The organism is Shewanella sp. DW31 (genome assembly GCF_015767295.1).
Taxonomy (GTDB): domain Bacteria; phylum Pseudomonadota; class Gammaproteobacteria; order Enterobacterales; family Shewanellaceae; genus Shewanella; species Shewanella oncorhynchi.
The window spans coordinates 204,635-228,174 of the sequence record NZ_JADWMP020000004.1 but is presented as its reverse complement, the minus strand read 5'-3'; the positions used below and the strand labels follow the sequence as shown (position 1 = coordinate 228,174).

Here is a 23,540-nt window from a genome sequence, read left to right as displayed (position 1 = left end):
GCTTGACCGCCTCGGCAGACGCCAATTAGCATGGATGCCAGGAAAAGAGAGCCACTATGAAGTTTCCCGGTCAGCGTAAATCTAAACATTATTTTCCGGTTAAAACCCGAGATCCGCTGCTTGAACAGCTGACTCAACAGCCTCAGCCGTTTGCGACCTATATCAGCGGTATTGATCAAACCTTAGTGGATATCGAAGCGAAAGTGGAAGACGAATTGCTGAGCCGTTATGGCTTGCCCAAAGGCAATTCTACCTTGATCAATGATGAACAGGCCCACAGACTCTACACTGAGTTAAAAATTCATGGTTTGATTAGCGATGAATTTGCTGGTGGCACTATTGGTAACACAGTGCACAACTATTCTATTTTGGCCGATGACCGTTCAGTGCTGTTTGGAGTAATGAGTCAAAATATCGAAGTGGGCAGTTACGCCTACCGCTATTTATGTAATACCTCTTCTAAAGTCGACCTTAACTTTCTACAACCTGTAGATGGTCCTATCGGTCGCTGTTTTACCCTGATTTCTGAGTGCGGCGAGCGAACATTTGCGATCAGCAAAGGCGCTATGGATAAACTCACACCTGAATTTATCGATAAAGACGTGGTGCAGGGCAGTTCAGCCTTAGTGTTGACCGCGTATTTGATGCGCGCCAGTGATGGCGACCGTATTACCGATGCGGCCATGTGCGCTATCGAATATGCAAAAGCCGCCGAAGTTCCCGTGGTATTAACCTTAGGCACGCGTTTCTTGATTGAAGAAGATCCACAATGGTGGCAAAACTTCATCAAAGAACATGTCACCATTTTGGCGATGAATGAAGACGAAGGTGAAGCCTTAACGGGTTCACGGGATCCTCTGCTTGCCAGTGAAAAAGCCTTGGAATGGTGCGACATGGTATTAACCACAGCGGGTCCAATCGGGCTTTATACTGCGGGTTATACCGAGGACTCAGAAAAACGCGAAACGACTCACACGCTGTTGCCGGGTGCTATCCCTGAATTTAATCGTTATGAATTCTCCCGTCCAAAGCTTAAAAGTGACTGTGAAACACCAATCAAAGTCTTTGCCCACATTTCACCTTACATGGGCGGCCCTGAAAAAATCGGTAACACTAATGGCGCTGGCGATGGCGCATTATCGGCGTTATTGCACGATCTGGCGGCCAATACTTTCCACAAGACTAACGTGCCAGGCTCAAGTAAACATAAGCGCGATGGCCTGTGTTATTCTTCGTTCTCTCAAGTGTGTAAGTATGCTAACCGCGTCGCCTATGAAGTCTTAGCTCAGCATAGCCCGCGTTTATCCCGCGGTTTACCTGAGCGCGAAGACAGCTTAGAAGAATCCTACTGGGAAAGATAAGTCGGTAGCTGTATTGGTATTAAACTGACTGATTTACGTTAGGGCAATAACGGCAAACCGTTGTTGCCCTTATTTTTATGGCGTTTATCAATAATCAATTAACTAAGCATTAATTTTAACTACAGGCAGTTGCGAATAAATGTTAACGTTAGTCGGGTTCAGGTAGTCCAAATACAGCGATAATTTAAGGTGGAATTTTCGGTGAAAGCGCAAATCTTAAGAGAAATGAAGGTACTCACGGCCATAGAGCCAGAGTTCGAAGTGCAACGTCGTGTCGCGTTTATTAAAACCAAACTAAAAGATGCACGCAGCAAGGCATTGGTATTAGGGATCAGCGGTGGGGTGGATTCTTCTACTGCTGGGCGTTTGTGTCAGTTAGCGGTGGACAGTTTAAACCAAGAAAATAGCCAAGGCGGTTACCAGTTTATCGCTGTGCGATTACCCTATCAGATCCAAAAAGATGAGTATGAGGCGCAATTAGCCTGTCAGTTTATTCAGCCCTCTAAGTTGGTGACAGTGAATGTGCATCAAGGCGTTGATGGTGTGCACAGCGCTACAGTTGCCGCGTTAGCCGAAGCCGGATTGCCTTTGCCCGATGTGGCGAAGGTTGATTTTGTGAAGGGTAACGTTAAAGCCCGTATGCGGATGATAGCGCAATACGAACTCGCCGGACTCGTGGGCGGGCTTGTGGTGGGGACAGATCACAGTGCCGAAAATATCACAGGTTTTTATACCAAGTGGGGTGATGGTGCCTGCGATTTAGCGCCATTATTTGGTCTTAACAAACGCCAAGTTCGCCAACTCGCCGCGTATCTTGGCGCGCCAGAATCGTTAGTCTATAAAGCGCCGACCGCGGATTTAGAAGACAATAAACCCTTACTCGAAGATGAAGTTGCGCTTGGCTTAACCTATGCGCAAATCGATGATTTCCTTGAGGGTAAAGACGTTGGCAAGGCGGTTGAGGACAAGTTGATTGGTATTTATAAGGCGACACAGCATAAACGTCAGCCTATTCCAACCATTTACGACTAACCCTGAATCGTCCTTGAATATGCACTCGTTTGAACTCTGTTCACGAGTGCTTTTTTATGCCTTTGTTATTTGGTGACTAATGCTGTGGTGACAGCCGTTACCACAATCATAATGGAATTATTCACTGTGTTGGGGCTCTGGCGTTGCTAAGTGTTGGCGTGTCAGGGCGATCAGTTGGTTTGGGTATTGGCGATAATCCAAATAGGGCGTGAGTAAAAAATGCTGTCCTAGCGAAGATGGCAGCTTAAGTGCGGTTATGGATTTATTTTGGGCAGTTAAATGCTGCGCATCGGAATCGTTTACGGACATGGTGAGCCCTAAAGCATTTGCGGCCACTTGCCCCGCAATGAGATGAATCTTAGCGTTTGCCATCAATTCAGTGCCGCCTATGCAGAGCAGTTCATTTTGCTTAAGTAACACTTGGTCACGATAGCTGCGCCAATCTTCTCCAACCGCGCTGACTTTTGCCATAATAGTGAAGATCTTACGCCAATGATTGCCATTGAGAGCTATAAGAGTCGCGACAGCATCTGGCTGAGTGTAATGCCAGCTGTCAGGTACCAGCGGCGCTGTAGGAAGATAGTAAGCGAACCTAGCGTGTGGATTACCGATTATCATCGAGAGCGTATAAGTTTCGTTGGAATAAGACTATTTTCGATCCTAACCCGATTAAGGCCTATGCGGCTAATAAAATTGCGAGATGAGTAAATTGGGTGACTAAATTGAAGTGATTAAATTGCACTGCTTACACTAGTGGATTTTATCGCGGTAAAACGTTTGAAGGATGTTTTTATCTACCCGTATAATCTAGTTGCATATTTTATCTCCATGTAGGAACAGCGATGAAGGCCATCATCATAGGTTCGACAAAACACCTATTTTTAGCTGCAGTGTATGCGAGTACTGGCATAGTGGTGGCGTTACTCGCGACAGGGATCTATTTTCTTAATGCGCGCCCTGAGCTGTCACTTTGGCATACGGTCGAGCTAGAAAATGAGTTCCATTATAATACTAAACTCGCTAATTTTAATGAGTACTTAGCGCTAGAAGTCCGCTTATTCGGCGAAGTTGAGCGCAAAGTTGTACAGAAGATTCCTACCTCTGAATTATCTCCAGTGAATCGCTATGTTAAAAATAGCTTGTCTGATCCTGCCCATTGGCCACAAAACTGGAATCGCAGTTATGAATGGTCTGTGGCTAATGCCGAATTTGGAGTATTACTGCTCCACGGTATGTCGGATTCGCCCTATGCTCTATCCAATGTGGCAGTGCACTTTAAAGGTAAAGCCCATGTGCTCGGTTTAAGACTGCCAGGACATGGCACGATTCCAAGTGGATTGACTGAGCTTTATTGGCAAGATCTGGCCGCAGCGGTGAATTTAGCCACAGCGCATATGCGGCAAACTCTGAAAGATAAACCATTATTTGTGGTGGCTTTTTCGACGGGTGCCGCCGTCGCGCTGAACCATGAGTTAGAACGTATAAGCCATGATAAAGCCCCTGATTATGATGGAATGATTTTTATCTCTCCCGCGATAGGGCTAGCGCCATCTGCGGCGGCTGCACGCTGGCAGAGTTGGATAGGACGATTGTTGGAGCTGGATAAACTGCAATGGAACAGTATTCAAGTGGAGTACGATCCCTTTAAATACACCTCTTTTGCGGTTAATGCGGGCGATGTAGTTTATCAATTAGCCCTGCGTAACCAAGGTTTATTGGCAGGATTAACGCCGCAGCAACGGGCGCAAGTTCCGTCGATACTCACCTTTCAGTCGGTAGTGGATGCAACAGTTTCAACCGCGGCGGTGGTGAATAATCTGTATCAAACATTGCCTGAAAAAGGCCATGAGCTAGTGTTGTTTGATATGAACCGACTCGATGTAAATGCCAAGATGGTGTCCAATGATCCGCTTGCGGGCTTGTTGGCGAACATTAATAACCCTGAGTTACATTATCGTGGCACTGTGGTGGAAAATATCAGTAATGAAACCACGCAGGTTCAGGCGCGATACTTTGGTTTAGATGAACTGGGTTTAGATGAACAGAATTTAGATACACAGGATATAGACGCACAGGGTAAAGTGCTCACTCAGGTCAGTGAAAACGTGCGGATATTAGATTTATATTGGCCTGCAGGTGTGTATTCCTTATCCCATGTTGCGCTACCTTTTGGCATAGATGATGGGCTTTATGGTGCCGTGATCCAGCCTGATTTACATAGGATCCAAATCGGAGCCTCAGCTTCGCGGGGAGAGCGCGGCTTGTATAGTGTGTCAGCATCTGAAATGTTACGACAGAAATGGAATCCATTTTTCCCGTATCTACTCGAGCGCATGGATGAGTATCGACTCGCCCATATGCACTCGCATTGAATGATGATTTAGTAAACAGGTGTCATTATGTCTGTTCTGCAGCTAAATCCTGTTTGAGTATGGACGTAATCAGTATCGAGCAATCATTATCGACGAAAATTGTGTCATTCAGAACATAAACTAAGCAGTTGATCAAAGAGATGTAATGAAGCACTTGCGCAGTTGCGAGGCAATTGCTACAGTTCTGGCTCGCTTAAGATAAACCCCATAAACAGTATCTTAGGTGATAAGTAATTGAGCAAAAGCCGTAAAGATTATCGCTAAACTATATTTAGCTAAGTCAGCACAGGTATGCAATATACTTAAAAATTCGGTATGTAGCGCAGCCCGGTAGCGCACTGTCATGGGGTGTCAGGGGTCGGAGGTTCGAATCCTCTCATACCGACCATATTCCCTAGGAAAGTCAGTTATTTGAAAAATAGTAACTGGCTTATTCTATATACAATCCTCGTACATGTACACAAGCACAATGTACACGCCAAACACGGTAGCTTAATGCCTTGTTATTTGCCATTTGTTACCTGTGCTTCGACTCGACAAAGCAACTACTTCTAATGATGTTTCGCTGCGACTTCCTAATCATATTGTAGTTCCTGCCTCAAATTATGTTTACTGATTCTAGATAACTTTTAAAACCACTATTAAGAATCGAAATAAGATAGCTTAATAATAGCTTAATAGTTAGATTTTGCAGTTTCTACATGAAGCGATATTAGTGAGCTATCACACTTATTGCGAGCCATATTTAAGTGTCTGATTGACCATATGAAAATATTCAATGTACTATGAGCTAAAGTGGTTATGGTGAGCAGCTAGTATAGCAGCTTCGAGCATGTGATTCATAATACAGGTAGTGGGTTGCTAGATGGAGTATCTTTATAAAGCGTTAGAAGTGCTTAATGAACTGTATATGGGAGGGCCAATTGAATACGTGGTCAAAAACTCCCTTGAAAACACTGTAAGCATCATAACGTACATAGCTACGATATTAGTTGCATTGACAGCTATAGCTCTTCCACTTACACAACAATCATTGCAATGGATGGAAGATAAGTATGGTTCTGAAAGTTTAGTTAAGTACCTGAATCTAAAATCTCCTATAAGCCCTGATTCTATAGTGCCTAAAGTGCTTATATATATGGTTTTCACTTTGGCATTTTATTTGGTTAGTAAAGCTCTTCCTACAATATTACAAGTGTTTATATTACTATTCGTGATAATTTATTTTGTATACGTGGTGATTATGTATGCAAGGTATTTCTCTTATGTATTTAGGAACTTAAGTAGTTCTACATATATATATGAAAAAATTATGGATAAAACCAAGAATCTTAGTGAACTGACAACTACAGAAGTAGTCGTATTAATGGATATTGAGGGAGCTAGGCTAAAAAACAACTTGGATGTAATGTGTCTGAGTGAGCAGGCAAAAAGCCTTGGTTATTCTTTAAAAAATGACGATAGTGGTAAACTGGTAGAACACATGAAATGCTATATAGCAGGCCTATATAAAATTCTCTACGGACTACCCACTAACTCCTCTCAGAAAAAATATACAACTGTCGCAAATTTACTTTCCTACTTATCATTCCAGTTACTTGGAGATAAAAGATATGCAATATCTTTAAGTAGTCTACAAGAGGTTGTAATCTGGATAGAAACTAAAAGAAACGATAGCTACAAGCCCTTTATGTCAGCTAGATTTCTCATTGAACTTGCGCCTAAAAATAATTTACATAATATGGATATATATGAGTTGGTAAATTATATCAAGATGTTAATACGTCTAGCTAAAGATGAGCACTACAGTGTAATAAAGGAATTGTACGAACGAATATGTAGTGCCTATAACCTAAATAAACATGATAGCCGTTCAAGTTTATGCTACTTTTTCCACAATAGAATTAACGCTAACTTATGGCAAACAGATTTAACACTGCAATTAGAAAAATTCTTGTTAGGTGATGACAAAAATTTTACAAGAGAACAACTTGTAGAAATTCTAGTGTCAGTAGGTATCGATATTAATGAAGATGTTAATAAACTTATTGACGAATTTATTTTTACCTTGTGGGAAGTAGACTTTAGCTGTGCAGTAAAAAGTTTGTCATATTCATTTCTTTTTTATCTACAATCAAGAGAAGATTGTTTGTTATATCTCAGGGACTCAATTAATCCATTGAAATCAGACGTGTTTAGTTATTCTGATGGCATTTTGCCTAATGATATAGACGCTATCTTAATTTCAATAGTCAACGCTCAACAGCTAGAGTATGTGGAGTTCTGGGATTCACCAAAAGAGAGTATCATTCATTCTAGTTGCGTTCTTTTTTTGTATGAGATTGTTAAATGTCAATTTAGAGGGTCTAGTCCATCATTCAATATAAATTTGTATAGATATAGTGACTTAGATCTCCTACTCTTTGCAGTTGGTAGGTTGAAAGTAGGTATCAGAAATATTGTTGAAATTGGTGGAGTTTCGAAATTTATCACTGGTCATTATTTAACTGCTGAAAAAGTTCTTCGGGTCTCAGATGAGTTTCTTGAGAATGTAATACAAAAGTTGGCTAAACATAAAGAAGAACTTGAAGAACGTGGCCCACTTAATAATGATGCTATTGAAAGTTTGAAGCAGGCTTATATGGATGCAATTGAAAATAATTCTCTCGTACCTGTTGCACTTAAGCGTTTAAAACTAGTCAGCAAAAGTTCATTTACATTAAATAACACATTCCCGAGAACTATATTTTTGAAATACACAAATTCTTCTGTTGATTTCAAAGGTGCTGGTTCTGTATTGGTAAAGCTGCATTTGACTCGGCAGTTCGATATGATCCTTCAGCATCGAGGAATTTGTTTAATTAAAAATTTCCCTATAACGGGGGCAAACATAAAAGTAGTTATTCTTAAGTCAGGTGTTCAAGAGTACTTGAGTAAGACTGGATTTACCTTTACTGATAAAGAGATTATATGGGGGGACGGAACTAAATCAAGCTATTTCACAATAAATAATTATACATACAACAGCTTCTATTGTGCAACTTTATCAGAACCATTATTCAAATTTCAGATAGGGAAAAAGTGTCCTTTTGAGTTTGAGTTATCAGATAAAGGGAAATTGCTAGAGTCTAAGGTTAGGTTTTTCTTTACGGCAAATGTATAAAATAGTGACCGCGGCTTCACAAAAACAGCAATAACTCGGAGTTTATTATTGGCTATAATTATGTGAGCCGCAGTAGTACATAATGTTTTATTAGGCGTGTAAGCTACTCTTAATTTGGATAACTGATATTTTTGATATTTCTGAAAACTATTTTATTCATTTTTTAAAAAATTATTCAATTATTTGTTGCTTCTTTAATCATCAGATCTAATGCCTCATATTCCCTTACTGCTTCTATCGAGTTTAAGCGAGCTAAACTAGTGTACCTGCTTTGTACCTTGAGTAGATCCTCGTATACCTCAAGGAAGTGCTTTATTCGCTCAACCAATAGGCTAAGTCTAACCGAGTAAGCTTTCTCCTTAGATTCAAAGTAAATATGTACTTTCTTACCAAGATTAAAATGAGATATTCGATATGGCTTTTTCAAATTTCCTCTATTATCTTTGTCAACTCCAGCAAGTCCCGTGCTATTGACTGTTGAACACCCTATATTGACAATAAATCGGTTGATTTCCATTGGCAAAAGCGAACAGTCTTGTGGGGAATACATTAGACCATTCTGGCAATTTAAGTCTTTATCAAGTTCTAATGTACCTCGGTAGCCGATTGCCCTTATTCTGTTGGTTGTTAGTTCGTACCAAGTCTTAAAATTTGAGTAGGTGAGCCATTGATTACATACCTTAGCGCCTAAATTGAGTTTGTAGCAGCGATATAACATTCTTATCCATGCTTTATAAGGTACAGTTCGTGATTCACCTTTTAGGTTATTGATCCCAACACCATAGATTTTAGGCATACAGGCAAGCCTCTCGCTTTAATCTTTCCCTGATTACTCGTTTGGGATGATTCATCTTCGACCTACCGCATTCACATTGTTTACACTTTGAACGCCTAGTATGTCTCCCATTGATAAAGCCATTGGTGTAGAACTCTGAGCTAGGCAACTCTTTGTTGCATCCGTTACATTCTATTTTCATAGGGTTGTTCTCCTTTAGATTTAGGCCCTCCAAGGTTGAAGGGCGTATTACGTATTAGCCTTTGCTTACATAGAAAGCATTGGAGGCTGTCCGATTATTGAAGCCAGTAACACTATTTGAGGGGGTTTGGTTAGGTGAATTGGCAAGTCTCTTAGCCTCTCCTGTTGTCATCTGGACACCATTAATAACAACCATATCGCCTGAGTAAGTGGTTGTGTTTATTGATAGGCTGGCTTCTCTAGCGGCCTTAGCTGCCTCAATACGCGCATCAATGACGCTCTTAACTGCTGATAACTCATCACCCTCTAATTTGAGCTCTAATCGTAGGAGCTCCAAATCAGTCATTTGGACGTACTGAGCATGACGGGCCGCCCTTTGCCCTAAGAGCTCTTTAACGTAGCTCTGGTTGGCTCCTAGGGCGTTTGGTTTGCAATTGAATGCCTTGATGTTCTCTAGGGTTTCCCGTAAGCCGTCTGAGTTACCCTCAATCAACTTAACCGCCCTCTCTAGGTATTCGCCATTGCCCGCAATACCATATCGTGAGTGCCGCATAAAACTTTCTAAGCACTCAGAGATATCAGTTATGGGGTTGTTTAGATAATCTTGAGTTAAGTCATATTCAGCCGTGTAGCGGTTTACATAATAATCTTCATAAGTAGAAGGCATTATATTTTCAACATTAGTCAGATATAGCGCTTGCTCCTCGGTGACCGCTGGTAGGAGTTTCTCATTAAGTAGTAATCTAACGGTTTCGTGTTTACCCTCAGAAAATGCTGATAAGACTTCCGCCAGCTCTTTGTTAGTCATAGTCTGGCAGGTGGTTTCTTTCGTGGTTGATTTAGTCATTATTATCCTCCTCAGGATTATGTTAGGCGCTCTGTAAGGCCATTACAGAGGCAATTAAGTTAATTTGATGTAGGTTTACTCTGGGGTGTATTTAGTGCCGTCTAAGGCTATCCAAGGGGCATTGGTGGCGCTTCCAGTCGCTCTAACAATGGTCCACTGGTCGCCCGTGATTAAGGTAAAGCATGTACCGTCTTGCTTACCTGATAAATGGGATTTATTTAGAGTGGCATTCGGGTTTGTTAAGTCTTCCAAGCTAATAATTGGTGGTAACTTGAAAGTGCTGATAGGTGTGACTACGACCTTATTTCGGCCGCGATTAGAATCTCCGATAGTTGACATAATGATTTTCTCCTTATTTTGGGTAGCTAAAATTTAGCCCTCGATTGGGCTGGTTGATTTCTAAGTTCGGTTGGTGAGTTGGTACTAGGATTAGCGGGTAGCTCAAAAGGTAGGCTAGGCCATTCATTAGGCTAAGTTAATGTAAGTTAAGTAATCGGCTTAGTATGCTTAGTAGGCCAAAGAGGGTTTGCTTTTACCCATTTCTTAACCTATTCCTTTCTTATTACGTTACCTATTAAAAGGCCTTCTAAGGTCTTATTCTTTTAAGAAGATAATAAGTAAGTAAATAGTAGCCTTCTGTTACCTTCTTTAGGCCTTTAATCAAAGACTTTGTGTGTGTAACTTGAAGATAATCTCAGCGCCAACCCTAAGGCCATAGGAAGGCGAAATACTGACCTTCCACCAGCCAATCACTTCATCTAATTAAGTTGGTCGCTACGGCCTTGATAGCGCTTAATTAAATTACTGGGATTGACTGGTTTGCAATTGAATGCAGGAAGATAAGTATTGATTACCCTGAGGAGGCAATCTTAATCTGTTAAATGAGGTGTTTGAGATGGCTAAGTGTCTAGAATATTTCTTCAATAGTGGTACCAATTGATTCTTTAATAAAATCAGTTGCTTACGTTGAAGTTGCTAACTATGGACTTTTCTTAACAAATACGTGTCAAGTATTTCTATAATTATTTCTAACTAGGCTCGGCTATTGCCTTCCTTCAATAGTGGTACTAATTAGACCCCAACTTTGAGCTGGATTTGTGTAAGCTTATGATAAATAAGGATTTTATGTGTCAGATCCCGACAAGTTAATATCGGGGCTGACTTTAATAGTTGAGTGGCTTAGTTGGTTACCTAGCCTCGGATTGCTTCTTTACTCGTTGAACCGTTGATACAGAACAACCTAATAATTCTGCAGTTTTCCTGATACTCATGGTATGCAAGTGGGTAATGATGGCCTTATGTAACTGAGCATCCTTATTCTGTCCACCCCAAGTCTTACCTTCAGCTTTAGCTTTTGCTATCCCTTGGGCCTGTCTAGTCCTTCTGGTCTCGTAATCGTCTCTAGCCATGCCAGCGGCAAGGTCAAGCATAAAAGCCGTTAGAGCGCGTTGTATGAATCCTGAGTTGCTATCTGTTGTAGTTAGGGCTGAATGTGTCTGAGGTTGGTCGACAATAACGATGATTAGCCCCTTAGCGGCTATCTTGGCTTTAAGTGATTGCCATAACTCCCAAGGTAAACGACTTAACCTGTCCATCTTTTCAATCAATAATATGTCACCCTCTGAGGCTTCCTCAATAAGCCTGTTAAGCTCTGGACGGTCTGGGCTAGTGCCTGATACGTTTTCTTGATAAAAGGTTGTAACGGCCATCCCATGAGCCTTGATGAATGCCATCAACTCAGGCTTAGCCCGACTGCTATCTTGATCGCTGGTGGACGCTCTAAGATAAGCTCGAATGATAAGCTTAGGTGTATTCAGCATGTAGTATCTATCGTTATCTGATTTAGGTGTATTCATTTGGTATCGTAAGCCTAGGTAATTGGGTGGGTAATGCTGTATTCATTTAAGTATACTTGCTGAATACACTTGGTCAAGTAGATATTCTTATTCTGTTATGAGTTAGGGATGGGGTAACAAGTGATGCTATTCACACTTTCAATACTAAAGAGTGAGGAGCTAATAAAACTGGCAAGCCTCTAATAATTGGTTTGAATAGCCTTGAGAGGGCTGTAAGCCCCCCCTATGGGGGAAACTACGTAAGTCGACTCATACACTAGTTGCCGTACATTTCTCCCTCATTTTTTGAAATTCCAATATCAACGACTTAGTAAACCGATTGCAATTACTCTAATAAACAAACTAAATCACTCGCCTTTATGTGGGTATATCTCGCTAACATACTGATATCCCTATGTCCTGAAATCGCCTGAAGTTGAAGTGTATTGAGCTTACGATTTGCATAACGTGTAATGGCCGTGTGCCTCAATGAATGAAAACACAGTGCCTTAGGTAGCTTTAAACGGTCACAAGAGCGCCTAAATGCTTGGCTAACTGTATAGGGCTTGCTTTTGAATAGATAACCATCCTGAACTAATGAAGCTGCCTGCTTGAGTACAGCTAAGGCTCGACTGTTTAAAGGAACATCCCTGTCAAAACCGTTTTTAGTATCGGTCAGTCTCAAGGTCTTTGACTGCCAGTTAATACATTCAGTGGTTATGCTAAGGCACTCGCTGCGCCTCATAGCTGTTTCATAACTTAAGACCACCAGAGGGGCAATCTTAGGCGCTATATCATTAAGTATCATCTGGTATTGAATAGGGTCGATTACGAGTTCCCTAGGCTTGCCAGCTCTAGGTAATTTGTATCCTTCAAGGATATTAGGTAGACGGTTAAATTTGAGTATACGGCTGAGTAATTGAAGCTCTAGGCGGATAGTGGAATCGCTAACTAAGGTCTGCCTTTCTTGGGTATAGGCCGCAATGTGTTTAAGCGTTATATCCTTCGCTTGGAGTGGAAGCCCCTTGATTAAGTTAGTCGCTCTGTAAGTAGTTGCCTCAGTGCCTCCTCGACCTTTTAGTGTATTTAGATATAAGTTTGAACAATGCGCTAGTGAGCCTGCGATCAAGCTATTGCCTTCTATTTGGCTTACCCAAGCCTCAGCCTCAGCTTTTGTTCTAAAGGTCTTGGTGATTGCTTTTTGACCTTTTGGGCGAATCATTGCATTGATATTTCCACTTGGTAATAGTCGATAAGTTGCCATGTACATGTCCTTAGTGTGTACACAGACTTTCCTTTTATCTTGCATATACTTAGGCCTTAGCGTGGGCTAAGTAGCTGTATTCATGGGGTGTCAGGGGTCGGAGGTTCGAATCCTCTCATACCGACCAAATTCCTCTTTTTATAAGAGTTAAAAAGCCTGCAAACTTAATCGTTTGCAGGCTTTTTTATTTTTATGCGATTTTAAAGTTCTTTTTAAGCACGCCAAAAGACTGAGGTATATGCATGGTAAAGTGTCCCAGTTTGAATCATGAAAAAAACATAATAAATATGGGCAGGCTGCGCGTAGCTGCGACTTTATCACAGTGTTGAATCACTCCGAGGTTTAATTGATTGAGGGGTAATGGATAAGTTGTATCGTTAAATTGAATTTTGCTGAAAGCTTTGGGTAGTGCTTTGAAGATTCTGGAGTGGCATTTATTGGGAGCAAAAAAATTAGTTGGCCACACTTTTTGTTCCCATCTTATGGTTGAATAAACTGCATTAAAAAACCAAAATACCATGCCAACAAAGACGCCCAAGTATAACCCCAAACTGCCATCAATAAAGCAGCGGAAGCCAGCCTTGGGTGAAAAGCGCTGGCGATAACTGGTGCAGAAGCCGCACCACCAATATTACACTGACTCGCGATCGCGAAGTACATGATAGGTAATCGAAAAAATACAGTAAAAATAAATAAGATAATAATGTGTATAGAGAACCAAATAAGAGCGATACAAACGTAATAGGGCGCGGCGCTCAATGCGCTAATATCAAAGTTCAACCCCATCAACATTATCATGATATAGATAAAAAAAAGAGCTGCCTGCTGAGTTTCCTTGACTAACACATGTCTTGCATTTGTTAATGAAAATAATAATCCTAAAAAAGTTGCAATTAATACTGACCAAAAAAATTCAGAAGTAAGGTTGTATTTAAATAAGTGTGGGAAACTATTAGCGATTCTTGTTGCAAGGAAGGATGATAATTTTTCACTGAAGAAAATTACAATGAAAAAAGTCAAGCTCAATATCAGAATCCAATAATAGCTTGTTTGTTTTCCTATCACTTTACGTTTGATGTCAGTGCAAAATATCGGTCTATAGCTTTTATCAGCTTTCAGGAAATCATCGATTTTATCTTGGCGTTCTGCAATGAAAAGTAATATAACCATCCATATACCGGAAAAAAGAATATTAATAGCCATCATTACCGCAAATACGGCATCACCGACACTGTGGATTTCTTTTACAGCCAATTGATTGGCGGTTCCGCCAAGCCAGTTTGCCATCAGTGTTGACATGCCTTTCCAAGCAGCATTATCTCCCTGCCAGACGAGTTCGTTCGGAAAAAATATAGAGCCTAACCATAGGCTTAATGGACCGCCAATACAGATGCTCACAGCACCTAGCACGTACATACCGAGAAGTTTTTTTCCCACTAAACTGAGAGCAAAGAAATCGGTGCCTAAAATCAGCAAAAATAAACAACCGGGCATTAAGTGTGTTTTTGCCATTTCGCTAAGTTGACTATGACTTGCATCAATAATATTTAGCGAGCTAAAGATGGCAGGAAAGGCGTAGCACATTAGCATCAGTGGAAAAATACGATAAATTTGCTTAAAAAGTGTAATAGAGGATGTGTGTGTATAAAATAAACTACATAGTAAAAAGACTAAAAAAAATCCTATTCCAAGATCTGATGATATCAATTTAATTCACCTAGTAAGAATAGCTGGTATACATTGTTATATTTTACAGTAGCTTACTAAAGGCTAGGAAACTCATGCTTAATGCAGATAATTCTTCTCCTTCACGCTGAATTGACCAATAAGTTCGTTTATAATCCCATCCATCCACAGGTAATAAAATAAGGTCTTTTCTTGCTAATTCAGCGTCAATCGCTAATAGGGGTAATACACTCAAACCTATACCTGTTCCAATTGCCCTTTTAATAGAGCCAATGGTTGACATGCAGATTTCATCACGAACGTGGATATTTAAGCTTTTTAATAACTGAATTGCACGAATTCGAGAGAACGATGATTCATGGTCGAATATCCACAATTGTTCACTAAGCCAAGATTTTGTATTTAAACCATTTGCAGCAGGATGAGTTACGCCACTCACAATGCAAAGATTATCTTGTAACCAATGCTCACAAATGAGATTTTTACTCGCGGGTTTAGCATCAATAAAGCCTAAGTCTAGTTCTTTTTCTGAAACCATTTTTTCAATAACTAAACTATTATCAATGACTAGTTTTATTTTTACATCGGGATATTGGTTCTTAAATAATGGAATTTTTTTAGATAATACATAGTTACCAGCAGTCTTACTGCTCCCAATGGTTAACGTCCCCTTAATGCCATGTTCAGGGAATGAAAATATATTTTCTAACTCTTTTCCCTTGGATAGCATTTCATTAGCATAAGGTAATATTATTTCTCCATGCGCATTTACAACCAAACCTCCCGCCACTCGCTCAAATAATCTGCAGCCTAAAGAACTTTCTAATTCTTTAAGTGCCATACTTACAGCAGGCGTTGACATATGAAGTACTTTTGCCGCTTTTGAGATCTGCCTCTCAGAATGTATGGCTTTAAAGATCATCAATTGTCTTAATGTTATCCGCATCAAATGCTCCGCGAGGGGAAAGTCAGTTATACTAGCAGTATAATAGTTTAAAACGATAAATAATTAACATGATAAATATCTGATTTTTATAAAGCGGCTATTTAGCCGCTTTATCTATAGAGGTTAAAATAGATATCTTGTAGATACAAAAATGAGAGTGTCATCAAACTCAGTATGTCCTTTGACGTCAGTATAGTCACCATCAAAATAGGAAATACCTACCCCAAAAGTTAAATCCTTTTGAGCCTTAAAATCAACGCCTACTGAATATTGACTTGCATCACTCTCTTTTAGTGTTTTTAGATCTGCTCCGGCATTTTTTGTCACTTTACCCAGCCCAGCATCATCTTTTAAATATTGAAATTTTATATCATATTTATTAATAGGAACAACCATACTTAACAGGTAGGAGTTACCTTTAATATTATCATAAATACTTGACTCAGAGCGCTGGTACATAGCCCCCAATTTTACGGATGAAATAGCAACACCACCCACCAGTCTTGTTGCCTCTAACTGGTTCAATCCATCAGCATAGGCTATTGAAATATAGTGACTATTCTTTTTAAGTGCTGCATCGCCTAGGGAAAAACTAATTGCATAATTGTTTTGTTTATCAGAAAGTTCTGGATTTTTTTGATTAAAATCCTTATCAAAAACATAACTGATACCCATAGTAACACCAGCGACCTTAGCGCTATTTAATGTTATCGAATCGCCTAATCTATCGTTACCTGCAATGATCATATTCATATCGCTTGAGGTAATATTAAATAAATCCACTTTACCTTCAGCACTTTTAAAAACGGTATCATTTCTTCCGAAAACAGCTGAACCATAGTTAGTTTTAAAACCTAAGTATGAGTTTCTCGGTTTGAAAATATTAGAATCATCGTTATCAAAGCTTTCTATCCCTGCTTCAAATTTATATAACAAGCTAAAATTATCATATACACTATACTCACCTTTAACGCCTAAATATGATGCATAATTTTCAAGGGAAAATCCATCAACTTTTTCGTTACCAGAAAGACCATTACTTGAATTGGCCACACCAAGCCACAGTCTTCCATAAAAATCTAGTGGCTCAGATAAAGCTGGAGTTGAACAAATTAAAATAAAACTAAAACCAATATATTTAGTGTTTTTCATCGACATCACCTTTTTAGAATGTAAAAGCAATGCCATATTAGAGATTTAAGCAAACACATCTCCGCTTTAGATCACATCTAATCAACAAAAATATCGAGTTAAGCATAACTTAAAGTGTGTTAAGTTATATTTAACAATTTTAATTTATTGCTCAATGTCACTATTTAAAAAAATTAAGAAACTATCATCACGCCAAATCTTACCAAAATAAAAACTGGAGAATTGCATGAAGATAAAATACTTGAGTATTATTGTCTGTTCGATTTTAACGGCGTCATCATGGGCTGCTGATAATAAAAATGATTTAGCATCATTCCATAAAGATGTTAATGGTTGTAAAACCTGCCATACAGCACCCAATAAAGTGAGCGATAGCGAGACATTTGAAAATAAACAATGTAAATCCTGTCATGGTGATTATGGAAAACTAGCAAATCCCAAACTAGAAATTGACCCACATTCTTCACACTTAGGTGATATTAATTGTACGTCTTGTCATAAAGGACATGAACAACCAAAATTATATTGTAATGAATGTCATTCATTTAAAGGGCTCGACATGCCTTTTAATAAAGCAAAATCCAAAGAACCGTGGGACAAAGGTTGGGATAATGAAGCAATAAATAAAGCGATAGCTGCAGGTCCTAAAGAAACAACGGATGTGATTGTTGTTGGAGCCGGTAGTGCTGGGTTTAATGCTGCGATTGCAGCTAAAAAGGCGGGGGCTAACGTTATATTGCTTGATAAAGCACCATTTAGTGGTGGTAACTCTATGCTCGCCGCAGGCGGGTATAATGCTGTGGGTACAGTTCAGCAAAAAGATCATAAAGTCGATGATAAAATCGAATGGTATGTCGAAGATACAATGAAAGGCGGTCGATATGCTAACGACCCTAAATTGGTACAAATATTAGCGGAGCAATCGGCTGATGGCATTAAATGGTTAGAATCTTTGGGCGCCAATATGGATGATTTAAAACGCTCTGGCGGCGCTAGAGTCGATAGAACACATCGTCCATCTGGTGGTTTAAGTGTTGGTCCACATATTATTGATGTACTAAGAAAAGCATCGGATAAAGAAGGGGTTGATACAAGACTCAACTCCAAAGTTGTTAAATTGGTTGTTGATGATGAACAAAAAATTGTGGGTGTTGTCATCCACGGTAAGCACTCTGGTCACTATATGGTTGCAGCTAAGTCGGTTGTTTTAGCCACAGGTGGTTATGGGTTTAACAAAGAAATGATTGCTTTTTATCGCCCTACATTTAAAGGCATGACAAGTTCAAATAATATCACTTCAACTGGGGATGGTATTGAACTTGCTAAAGCAGTCGGTGCAAGTATGACTGATATTGATTGGATCCAGACACATCCAACAGTAGGAAAAGATAGCCGTATATTAATTTCAGAAACGGTTCGAGGTGTCGGGGCCATAATGGTTAATAAAGAAGGCAATCGCTTTATCAATGAATTAACGACTCGAGATAAAGCCTCCGATGCCATTCTAAAACAGCCTGAACAATATGCTTGGCTAGTATTTGATAATGAATTATATAAAAAAGCTAAAATGGTTCAGGGGTATGATCATTTAGAAATGCTTGAAAAGGCCAATACTGTTGCAGAGCTTGCAAAAATAACAGGAATGACCCCAAGTGTTTTAGACAAAACTATCACAAACTACAACCATTATTTCAAACAGGGTAAAGATGAGGCATTTAACCGTGAGCAGATGCCGCTATCAATAGAAAAATCTCCTTATTATGCCGTAAAAGTTGCTCCTGGCATCCATCATACTATGGGGGGAGTTGCCATTGACACTAAAGCTGAAGTACTCGATATACAAAGCCAACCGCTCAAAGGTTTATTTGCGGCGGGAGAGGTGACTGGTGGTGTTCATGGGTATAATCGACTGGGTGGTAACGCTGTCGCTGATACTGTGATTTTTGGTAAAATCGCAGGGACAAATGCTGCTAAACATGCTCTAAATACAAAGTAACGCTAAATCAGTGAGAGACTCGTTATTGTCTCTCACAACATCTCAAGTTTTATTCATCGTAAATATTAGCAATAAAATTATTGCTTGAGTTAAAGTGCTCCCCTGCTATTTTTGAGAGGCTAATGTAGCCTCTCTTTTTTATTTGTCGGCAGCATTAGATATCAGGGATTTTGCTCACTTTTCGATGGCTTCATCTTTTTAAATAGCGCGGGAATATTGGCGAAATGTACTTACTCTTTCCATGAATCGAATAATACACTGTAGGCGAGTCCAGCATTGCACCACTTCTTAGAGAACCAATTACAGATTTGAACGTCGGAACCTTAAGCCGGATACGCAGTAACGATTACTATCACTGAACCTACATTTCCAGCGTTTAAAATTATTACACATATATTGATCAGCTTTAATGCTCAATAGGATTGTGTTGGTAGACTTTCCTACAGAGCATCAAAGCGGGTGAGGCTATTTGGCAGTATTATGCCGCGCAAGCCAGGCACTCAAGCGCTCTTGGGTGCCGATGACAAAGACAAAAAACGCCGGTACGAAGAATATTGCCAGCAAGGTGCCACTGAGCATGCCACCGAATACGCCAGTACCGATAGCATGCTGAGTTTCTGCGCTGGCGCCGCTCGCAAGCATTAAGGGTACCACTCCGAGAGTAAATGCCAGTGACGTCATCAGAATTGGACGCAGACGCAGGCGTGCAGCGGTCACTGCAGCATCTATCAGCGTATGGCCCTCGGCATGCAATTGGCGGGCGAACTCGACGATGAGGATAGCATTTTTTGCCGATAGACCGATGATGGTGATCATTCCTACCTTGAAGAACACATCGTTAGGCATATCACGCAATATTACTGCCGTTACCGCGCCCAGCAGACCCAGCGGCACGACCAACATCACCGACAGTGGGATCGACCAGCTTTCGTACAACGCAGCGAGTACCAGAAATACTACCAGAGCGGACAGCAACATTAGCAACGGTGCCTGCGCCGCCGATTGGCGCTCTTGCAATGATGCCCCCGTCCACGCTACCGCGAACCCTTGCGGCAATTGCGCCACTAAGCGTTCCATCTCGGTCATCGCTGCGCCGCTGGAAACGCCAGCTGCCGCACCCCCGGAAATACGCATAGCCGGGAAGCCCTGAAAGCGCATCATTTGCTGCGGCGACTCTTTCCATTCAGCCGTCACTACTTCCCGTAGAGGCACCATGCCACCACTTGAATTACGCACGCGCAGGCTGAGCACGTCGTCCAATTGCATTCGTGCCGTAGCGTCGGCCTGCAGTATGACCTGCTGCATACGTCCATTATTTGGGAAATCATTGACATACAGTGATCCCATGGCCGCCGAAAGTGTGCTGCTGACCGCGGCGAAGGACAGACCCATAGCCTCGGCTTTTGACCGATTGATATTCAGGCTAATGCTCTCACCGGGCGGTAGGCCATCTGGGTAGACATCGCTGACCACCTCGCTCTGCGCAGCCAGTGCCAGCAATTGTGTCTGTGCAGCTATCAATGCAGCCTCGCCCCGGTTAGCTCTATCCTGCAGGAACAGAGTGAAACCGGAGGATGTGCCCAGCTCGTCGATGGCTGGCGGCATCATGGTCATCACTGTGCCTTCGACGTTATCAGCCATAGCTTGCTGCGCCAGTGCCGCTTCTTCGGCAGCCGTAGCACCATTACGCTGATCCCAATCTTTGAGCATAGTGAAGGCCATGGCTGCATTGGGGCCGGAGCCTGCAAAGCTAAAGCCCAGCACTACCATATTTGCATCCAGCGTTGGGCGCGATGCGACGTGCGCCTCGTAGGCTTTGACCACATCCAGCGTGCGCTCGCTGGTAGCGCCTGTGGGTAATTGGATGGAGGTCATGAAATAGCCTTGATCCTCTTCTGGTAGAAAGGACGACGGCAATTGCCCTGCAGCGAGGATCAGCACTGCGCAGAGTACGGCAAATGCCGCCATCATACGTCCACTGCGTCCAACCAATCGTGCTACGCGTGCACTATAGCCTGCGGTGAGTTGTTCAAATCCACGGTTGAAGGCTCCGAAGAAACCGCCTTTTTGATGGTGATCAGCACTAACTGGGCGCAGTAGCGTGGCGCATAGTGCTGGCGTTAGGGTCAGTGCGAGGAAGGCCGAAAACAGAATAGACACCGCCATCGACAAAGTGAACTGTTGATAGATCACTCCCACTGAGCCGCTACCGAAGGCCATGGGGATGAATACTGCGGTCAGCACTAGCGTGATACCGATCACCGCGCCAGTAATTTCCTTCATCGCCTGTGAGGTTGCCTCCCGCGGCGACAGTCCTTGGGTAGCCATCAGTCGCTCAACGTTTTCCACCACCACAATAGCATCGTCAACAATAATGCCAATGGCCAGCACCATGCCGAACATGGTCAGCGAGTTGATTGAGAAGCCTGCAAGTAATATCACCGCGAAGGTACCGAGTAGTGCTATGGGCGCGACGATAGCTGGTATAAGTGTGTAGCGCAGGTTCTGCAGGAACAGGAACATCACCATAAATACCAGCGCCATAGCTTCAAACAGGGTATAGATTACTTTTTCGATAGACACTTTGACGAAGGGGGCGGTATCGAATGGCACTGAGTAGTTCATGCCAGCAGGCATACTCAGCGCCAGTTCGGCTAGACGTTCACGTACCGCAGAAGCTGTGCGTACAGCGTTGGCTCCTGGCGAGAGCTGGATAGCAGCACTGGTCGCCGCCACACCATTCTCACGGTTAGAAAAACCATAGGACTGAGCGCCCAGCTCGACCCGAGCCACATCTGCGAGCACCAATTTTGCGCCATCGGTACCGGCACGTAGGACGATAGCAGAGAACTCCTCGGGTGTGCTGAGTTGTCCTTGCACTGTTAGGGGAACCGTCAGTCGTTGTCCCTGTAAGACAGGTTCATCACCGAGTCGCCCTGGGGCTATTTGTGCGTTCTGCTGCTCGATAGCTGTAGCAAGGTCGTTCATTGTCAGGCCATAGGCGGTGAGTTTATTCGGGTCGACCCAGACGCGCATAGCCTGCTCGGCACCGAATAATTGCACGCGACCAACACCGTCGATTCGGCGCAGCTCCTCGACAATATTGCGTGCTAAATAGTCGTTTAGCGCGATTTCGTCGAATTGGCCGTTTGGAGATGTCATACCAATCATCATCAAAAAGCTTGAAGCGGCCGACTCAACCTGCAGACCGCTCTGCCGTACAACTTGAGGTAGGCGTGGTTCGACAACCTTAATACGATTTTGCACATCAACTTGGGCTAGTTCCGCATCAGTGCCCGGCTTGAATGTGGCGGTTATTTGTGCACTGCCCGAGCTGTCAACTGATGATTCGAAGTAGAGTAAGTTCTTCACTCCTGACAATTCGCGCTCGACAAGGCTTACTACAGAGTCATTAAGTGTCTGTGGCGTGGCTCCTGGATAAGCGGCATAAATGCTCACCGACACGGGTGCCACTGATGGGTAGCGGGATATGGGTAACTGTGGAATGGCGATGACGCCAATCAGTACGATAAATAAGGCTATCACCCAAGCAAATACTGGGCGGTTGATGAAAAACTGCGGCATGGCGACTTCTCCAAATTTAGCGCACGACAGCGCTAAGTTGCTGATTAGCAATAGTAGGTTGCCAAGGGCGCGCGACGACCTGCGCAGTTGGGCTTAGGCGTTCGATGCCTTCAACAACTATCTGCTGACCAGCGGTTAGGCCGGATACTACGTGATAGCGACCTGCCACCAATTCATCGACCTTAACGGCCACAGGTTGCACTTTAGCTTGCCCATCAAGCACCCACACTTGTGATTGACCAGCCTTGCGAGTCACTGCCTGCTGAGGCACGTTCAGAGCCGTAGGATAGTAAGCTTGTGGAATGCGAGCTTTTACGTAAAGACCGGGTAACAGACGATGCTGCGGGTTATCTACCAGTACGCGCAGCAGTACATCGCCAGTACCTGCATCTACTTGAATGCCGGAAAATAAGATATGCCCTTGCATGCCAAGAGGCTCGCCACTACTGCTAAGGATCTCAACAGCCAACTCCGGGGCTCCAGAGTTGGCCTGCTGACGCATCGCCTTCAACATTGATGCTGGCAAACGTACATCAACGTACACTTGGTCGATTTGTTGGATCCTCGCCATGGGTGTGGTATCGGTGGGTGAGACCAATGCACCTTCACTCACTAATGCTTCATCTATACGTCCGGAGATTGGTGCCTCGACGCTGGCAAACTGTAGATCTAACTGACGCCGTGCCAGCGTCGCTTTGGTTTGGGCTACATCCGCGGCAGCCTGATCGCGCTGGGAAATAGCATCGTCATACATTTGTTGGCTGACGGCCTCGGTTTGTATCAAAGAGGCCAAGCGATCGGCTTCTTGACGAGCCCGAACCCATACCGCTTCGGCACGCAGTAACGCTGCCGCAGCAATATCGACATCCGCTTTAAATGGTGCTGGATTTATTTGGAACAGCACAGTGCCAGATGTTATCTCGGCGCCCTGTTCGAAGAGACGACCTTGCACTATGCCGCTAATTTGCGCGCGGATCTCAGCGCTGCGAACCGCAGCGACACGACCGGGCAGATCTTTAGTCACCAATAGTTCTTCATTTTTTAATGTCATTACTGACACTTGAACCGGAGCAGTTGTCTCTTCATCCTGTACCGCTGAATCACAACCAACCAATCCCAACACGGCAATTGCTACTACTAACACAAAACTTAAGTGTCGCTGTTTGATGTACATAATCTACTCTCCTCAATGTACAGCGATCTCATTAATGGCGTTTTATCAAACGCTAGAGAACTAATGCTGAATTATGACGAGTCACTATTGCGAATAATTCGAGACATTGTGGAGAATGTATGGAGGGGGTGATAAAGTTCAACCATTTTAA

General features: G+C 42.4%; 16 protein-coding genes and 1 tRNA gene. 6 read left to right on the top strand and 11 right to left on the bottom strand.

The window, feature by feature from the left end:
* The first annotated feature begins 56 nt into the window (after positions 1–56).
* Both GWI56_RS05595 and nadE read left to right on the top strand, forming a co-directional pair.
* On the top strand, positions 57–1,361 hold the full coding sequence (locus GWI56_RS05595; RefSeq protein ID WP_028759658.1) for an inosine/guanosine kinase: 1,305 nt from the start codon (positions 57–59) through the stop codon (positions 1,359–1,361).
* 201 nt (positions 1,362–1,562) lie between these two features.
* Positions 1,563–2,393: an ammonia-dependent NAD(+) synthetase gene (gene nadE / locus GWI56_RS05590; protein WP_198572352.1), complete on the top strand. Its 831-nt coding sequence runs from the start codon at positions 1,563–1,565 to the stop codon at positions 2,391–2,393.
* 117 nt (positions 2,394–2,510) lie between these two features.
* Here nadE and GWI56_RS05585 read toward each other — a convergent pair whose 3' ends face one another.
* Positions 2,511–3,011, bottom strand: coding sequence for a hypothetical protein (locus tag GWI56_RS05585; protein ID WP_198572351.1), 501 nt, complete (start codon positions 3,009–3,011; stop codon positions 2,511–2,513).
* Positions 3,012–3,235: 224 nt separating this feature from the next.
* On the opposite strand from GWI56_RS05585, the gene GWI56_RS05580 reads away from it, so the two are divergent.
* The 3 genes from GWI56_RS05580 (at position 3,236) to GWI56_RS05570 (ending at position 7,928) form a co-directional block, all read left to right on the top strand.
* On the top strand, positions 3,236–4,765 hold the full coding sequence (locus tag GWI56_RS05580; protein WP_198572350.1) for an alpha/beta fold hydrolase: 1,530 nt from the start codon (positions 3,236–3,238) through the stop codon (positions 4,763–4,765).
* Positions 4,766–5,076: 311 nt separating this feature from the next.
* Positions 5,077–5,153, top strand: a tRNA-Pro gene (locus GWI56_RS05575).
* 477 nt (positions 5,154–5,630) lie between these two features.
* The gene (locus tag GWI56_RS05570; RefSeq protein ID WP_198572349.1) at positions 5,631–7,928 is read left to right on the top strand and encodes a hypothetical protein; all 2,298 of its coding nucleotides are present in this window, start codon (positions 5,631–5,633) and stop codon (positions 7,926–7,928) included.
* A 175-nt stretch (positions 7,929–8,103) separates the two neighbouring features.
* Here the strand turns inward: GWI56_RS05570 and GWI56_RS05565 are convergent, their stop codons facing one another.
* From GWI56_RS05565 to GWI56_RS05530, 8 genes are all read right to left on the bottom strand, one after another.
* Positions 8,104–8,724, bottom strand: a complete 621-nt coding sequence (locus GWI56_RS05565; RefSeq protein WP_198572348.1) for a hypothetical protein — start codon at positions 8,722–8,724, stop codon at positions 8,104–8,106.
* Positions 8,725–8,959: 235 nt separating this feature from the next.
* Positions 8,960–9,751 (bottom strand): hypothetical protein, encoded by a 792-nt coding sequence (locus tag GWI56_RS05560; RefSeq protein WP_198572347.1) that lies wholly within the window; start codon positions 9,749–9,751, stop codon positions 8,960–8,962.
* A gap of 75 nt (positions 9,752–9,826) precedes the next feature.
* Positions 9,827–10,090: a hypothetical protein gene (locus tag GWI56_RS05555; RefSeq protein ID WP_198572346.1), complete on the bottom strand. Its 264-nt coding sequence runs from the start codon at positions 10,088–10,090 to the stop codon at positions 9,827–9,829.
* 848 nt (positions 10,091–10,938) lie between these two features.
* Positions 10,939–11,607 (bottom strand): recombinase family protein, encoded by a 669-nt coding sequence (locus tag GWI56_RS05550; protein ID WP_198572345.1) that lies wholly within the window; start codon positions 11,605–11,607, stop codon positions 10,939–10,941.
* A 325-nt stretch (positions 11,608–11,932) separates the two neighbouring features.
* Positions 11,933–12,850, bottom strand: a complete 918-nt coding sequence (locus tag GWI56_RS05545) for a site-specific integrase (protein WP_198572344.1) — start codon at positions 12,848–12,850, stop codon at positions 11,933–11,935.
* Between the two features lie 480 nt (positions 12,851–13,330).
* Positions 13,331–14,557, bottom strand: a complete 1,227-nt coding sequence (locus GWI56_RS05540; RefSeq protein WP_198572343.1) for a DUF819 family protein — start codon at positions 14,555–14,557, stop codon at positions 13,331–13,333.
* A gap of 43 nt (positions 14,558–14,600) precedes the next feature.
* Positions 14,601–15,482, bottom strand: coding sequence for a LysR family transcriptional regulator (locus GWI56_RS05535; protein ID WP_028759678.1), 882 nt, complete (start codon positions 15,480–15,482; stop codon positions 14,601–14,603).
* 123 nt (positions 15,483–15,605) lie between these two features.
* Positions 15,606–16,634 carry a porin gene (locus GWI56_RS05530; RefSeq protein ID WP_198572342.1) on the bottom strand — a complete coding sequence of 343 codons (1,029 nt, stop codon included), beginning with the start codon at positions 16,632–16,634 and terminating at the stop codon, positions 15,606–15,608.
* 226 nt (positions 16,635–16,860) lie between these two features.
* Between GWI56_RS05530 and GWI56_RS05525 the strand changes: the two genes are divergently transcribed.
* On the top strand, positions 16,861–18,630 hold the full coding sequence (locus GWI56_RS05525) for a flavocytochrome c (RefSeq protein ID WP_173496814.1): 1,770 nt from the start codon (positions 16,861–16,863) through the stop codon (positions 18,628–18,630).
* Between the two features lie 465 nt (positions 18,631–19,095).
* Here the strand turns inward: GWI56_RS05525 and GWI56_RS05520 are convergent, their stop codons facing one another.
* Both GWI56_RS05520 and GWI56_RS05515 read right to left on the bottom strand, forming a co-directional pair.
* Positions 19,096–22,215 (bottom strand): multidrug efflux RND transporter permease subunit, encoded by a 3,120-nt coding sequence (locus GWI56_RS05520; protein ID WP_198572341.1) that lies wholly within the window; start codon positions 22,213–22,215, stop codon positions 19,096–19,098.
* Between the two features lie 16 nt (positions 22,216–22,231).
* Positions 22,232–23,389: an efflux RND transporter periplasmic adaptor subunit gene (locus GWI56_RS05515; protein ID WP_198572340.1), complete on the bottom strand. Its 1,158-nt coding sequence runs from the start codon at positions 23,387–23,389 to the stop codon at positions 22,232–22,234.
* Positions 23,390–23,540: the final 151 nt, after the last annotated feature.

Bases quoted from the DNA above. Each gene is read 5' to 3' on its own strand.
- GWI56_RS05595 (WP_028759658.1), top strand. From the start codon at position 57: ATGAAGTTTCCCGGTCAGCGTAAATCTAAACATTATTTTCCGGTTAAA.
- GWI56_RS05585 (WP_198572351.1), bottom strand. From the start codon at position 3,011: ATGATAATCGGTAATCCACACGCTAGGTTCGCTTACTATCTTCCTACA.
- GWI56_RS05580 (WP_198572350.1), top strand. From the start codon at position 3,236: ATGAAGGCCATCATCATAGGTTCGACAAAACACCTATTTTTAGCTGCA.
- GWI56_RS05570 (WP_198572349.1), top strand. From the start codon at position 5,631: ATGGAGTATCTTTATAAAGCGTTAGAAGTGCTTAATGAACTGTATATG.
- GWI56_RS05565 (WP_198572348.1), bottom strand. From the start codon at position 8,724: ATGCCTAAAATCTATGGTGTTGGGATCAATAACCTAAAAGGTGAATCA.
- GWI56_RS05560 (WP_198572347.1), bottom strand. From the start codon at position 9,751: ATGACTAAATCAACCACGAAAGAAACCACCTGCCAGACTATGACTAAC.
- GWI56_RS05555 (WP_198572346.1), bottom strand. From the start codon at position 10,090: ATGTCAACTATCGGAGATTCTAATCGCGGCCGAAATAAGGTCGTAGTC.
- GWI56_RS05550 (WP_198572345.1), bottom strand. From the start codon at position 11,607: ATGAATACACCTAAATCAGATAACGATAGATACTACATGCTGAATACA.
- GWI56_RS05545 (WP_198572344.1), bottom strand. From the start codon at position 12,850: ATGGCAACTTATCGACTATTACCAAGTGGAAATATCAATGCAATGATT.
- GWI56_RS05535 (WP_028759678.1), bottom strand. From the start codon at position 15,482: ATGCGGATAACATTAAGACAATTGATGATCTTTAAAGCCATACATTCT.
- GWI56_RS05530 (WP_198572342.1), bottom strand. From the start codon at position 16,634: ATGAAAAACACTAAATATATTGGTTTTAGTTTTATTTTAATTTGTTCA.
- GWI56_RS05525 (WP_173496814.1), top strand. From the start codon at position 16,861: ATGAAGATAAAATACTTGAGTATTATTGTCTGTTCGATTTTAACGGCG.
- GWI56_RS05520 (WP_198572341.1), bottom strand. From the start codon at position 22,215: ATGCCGCAGTTTTTCATCAACCGCCCAGTATTTGCTTGGGTGATAGCC.
- GWI56_RS05515 (WP_198572340.1), bottom strand. From the start codon at position 23,389: ATGTACATCAAACAGCGACACTTAAGTTTTGTGTTAGTAGTAGCAATT.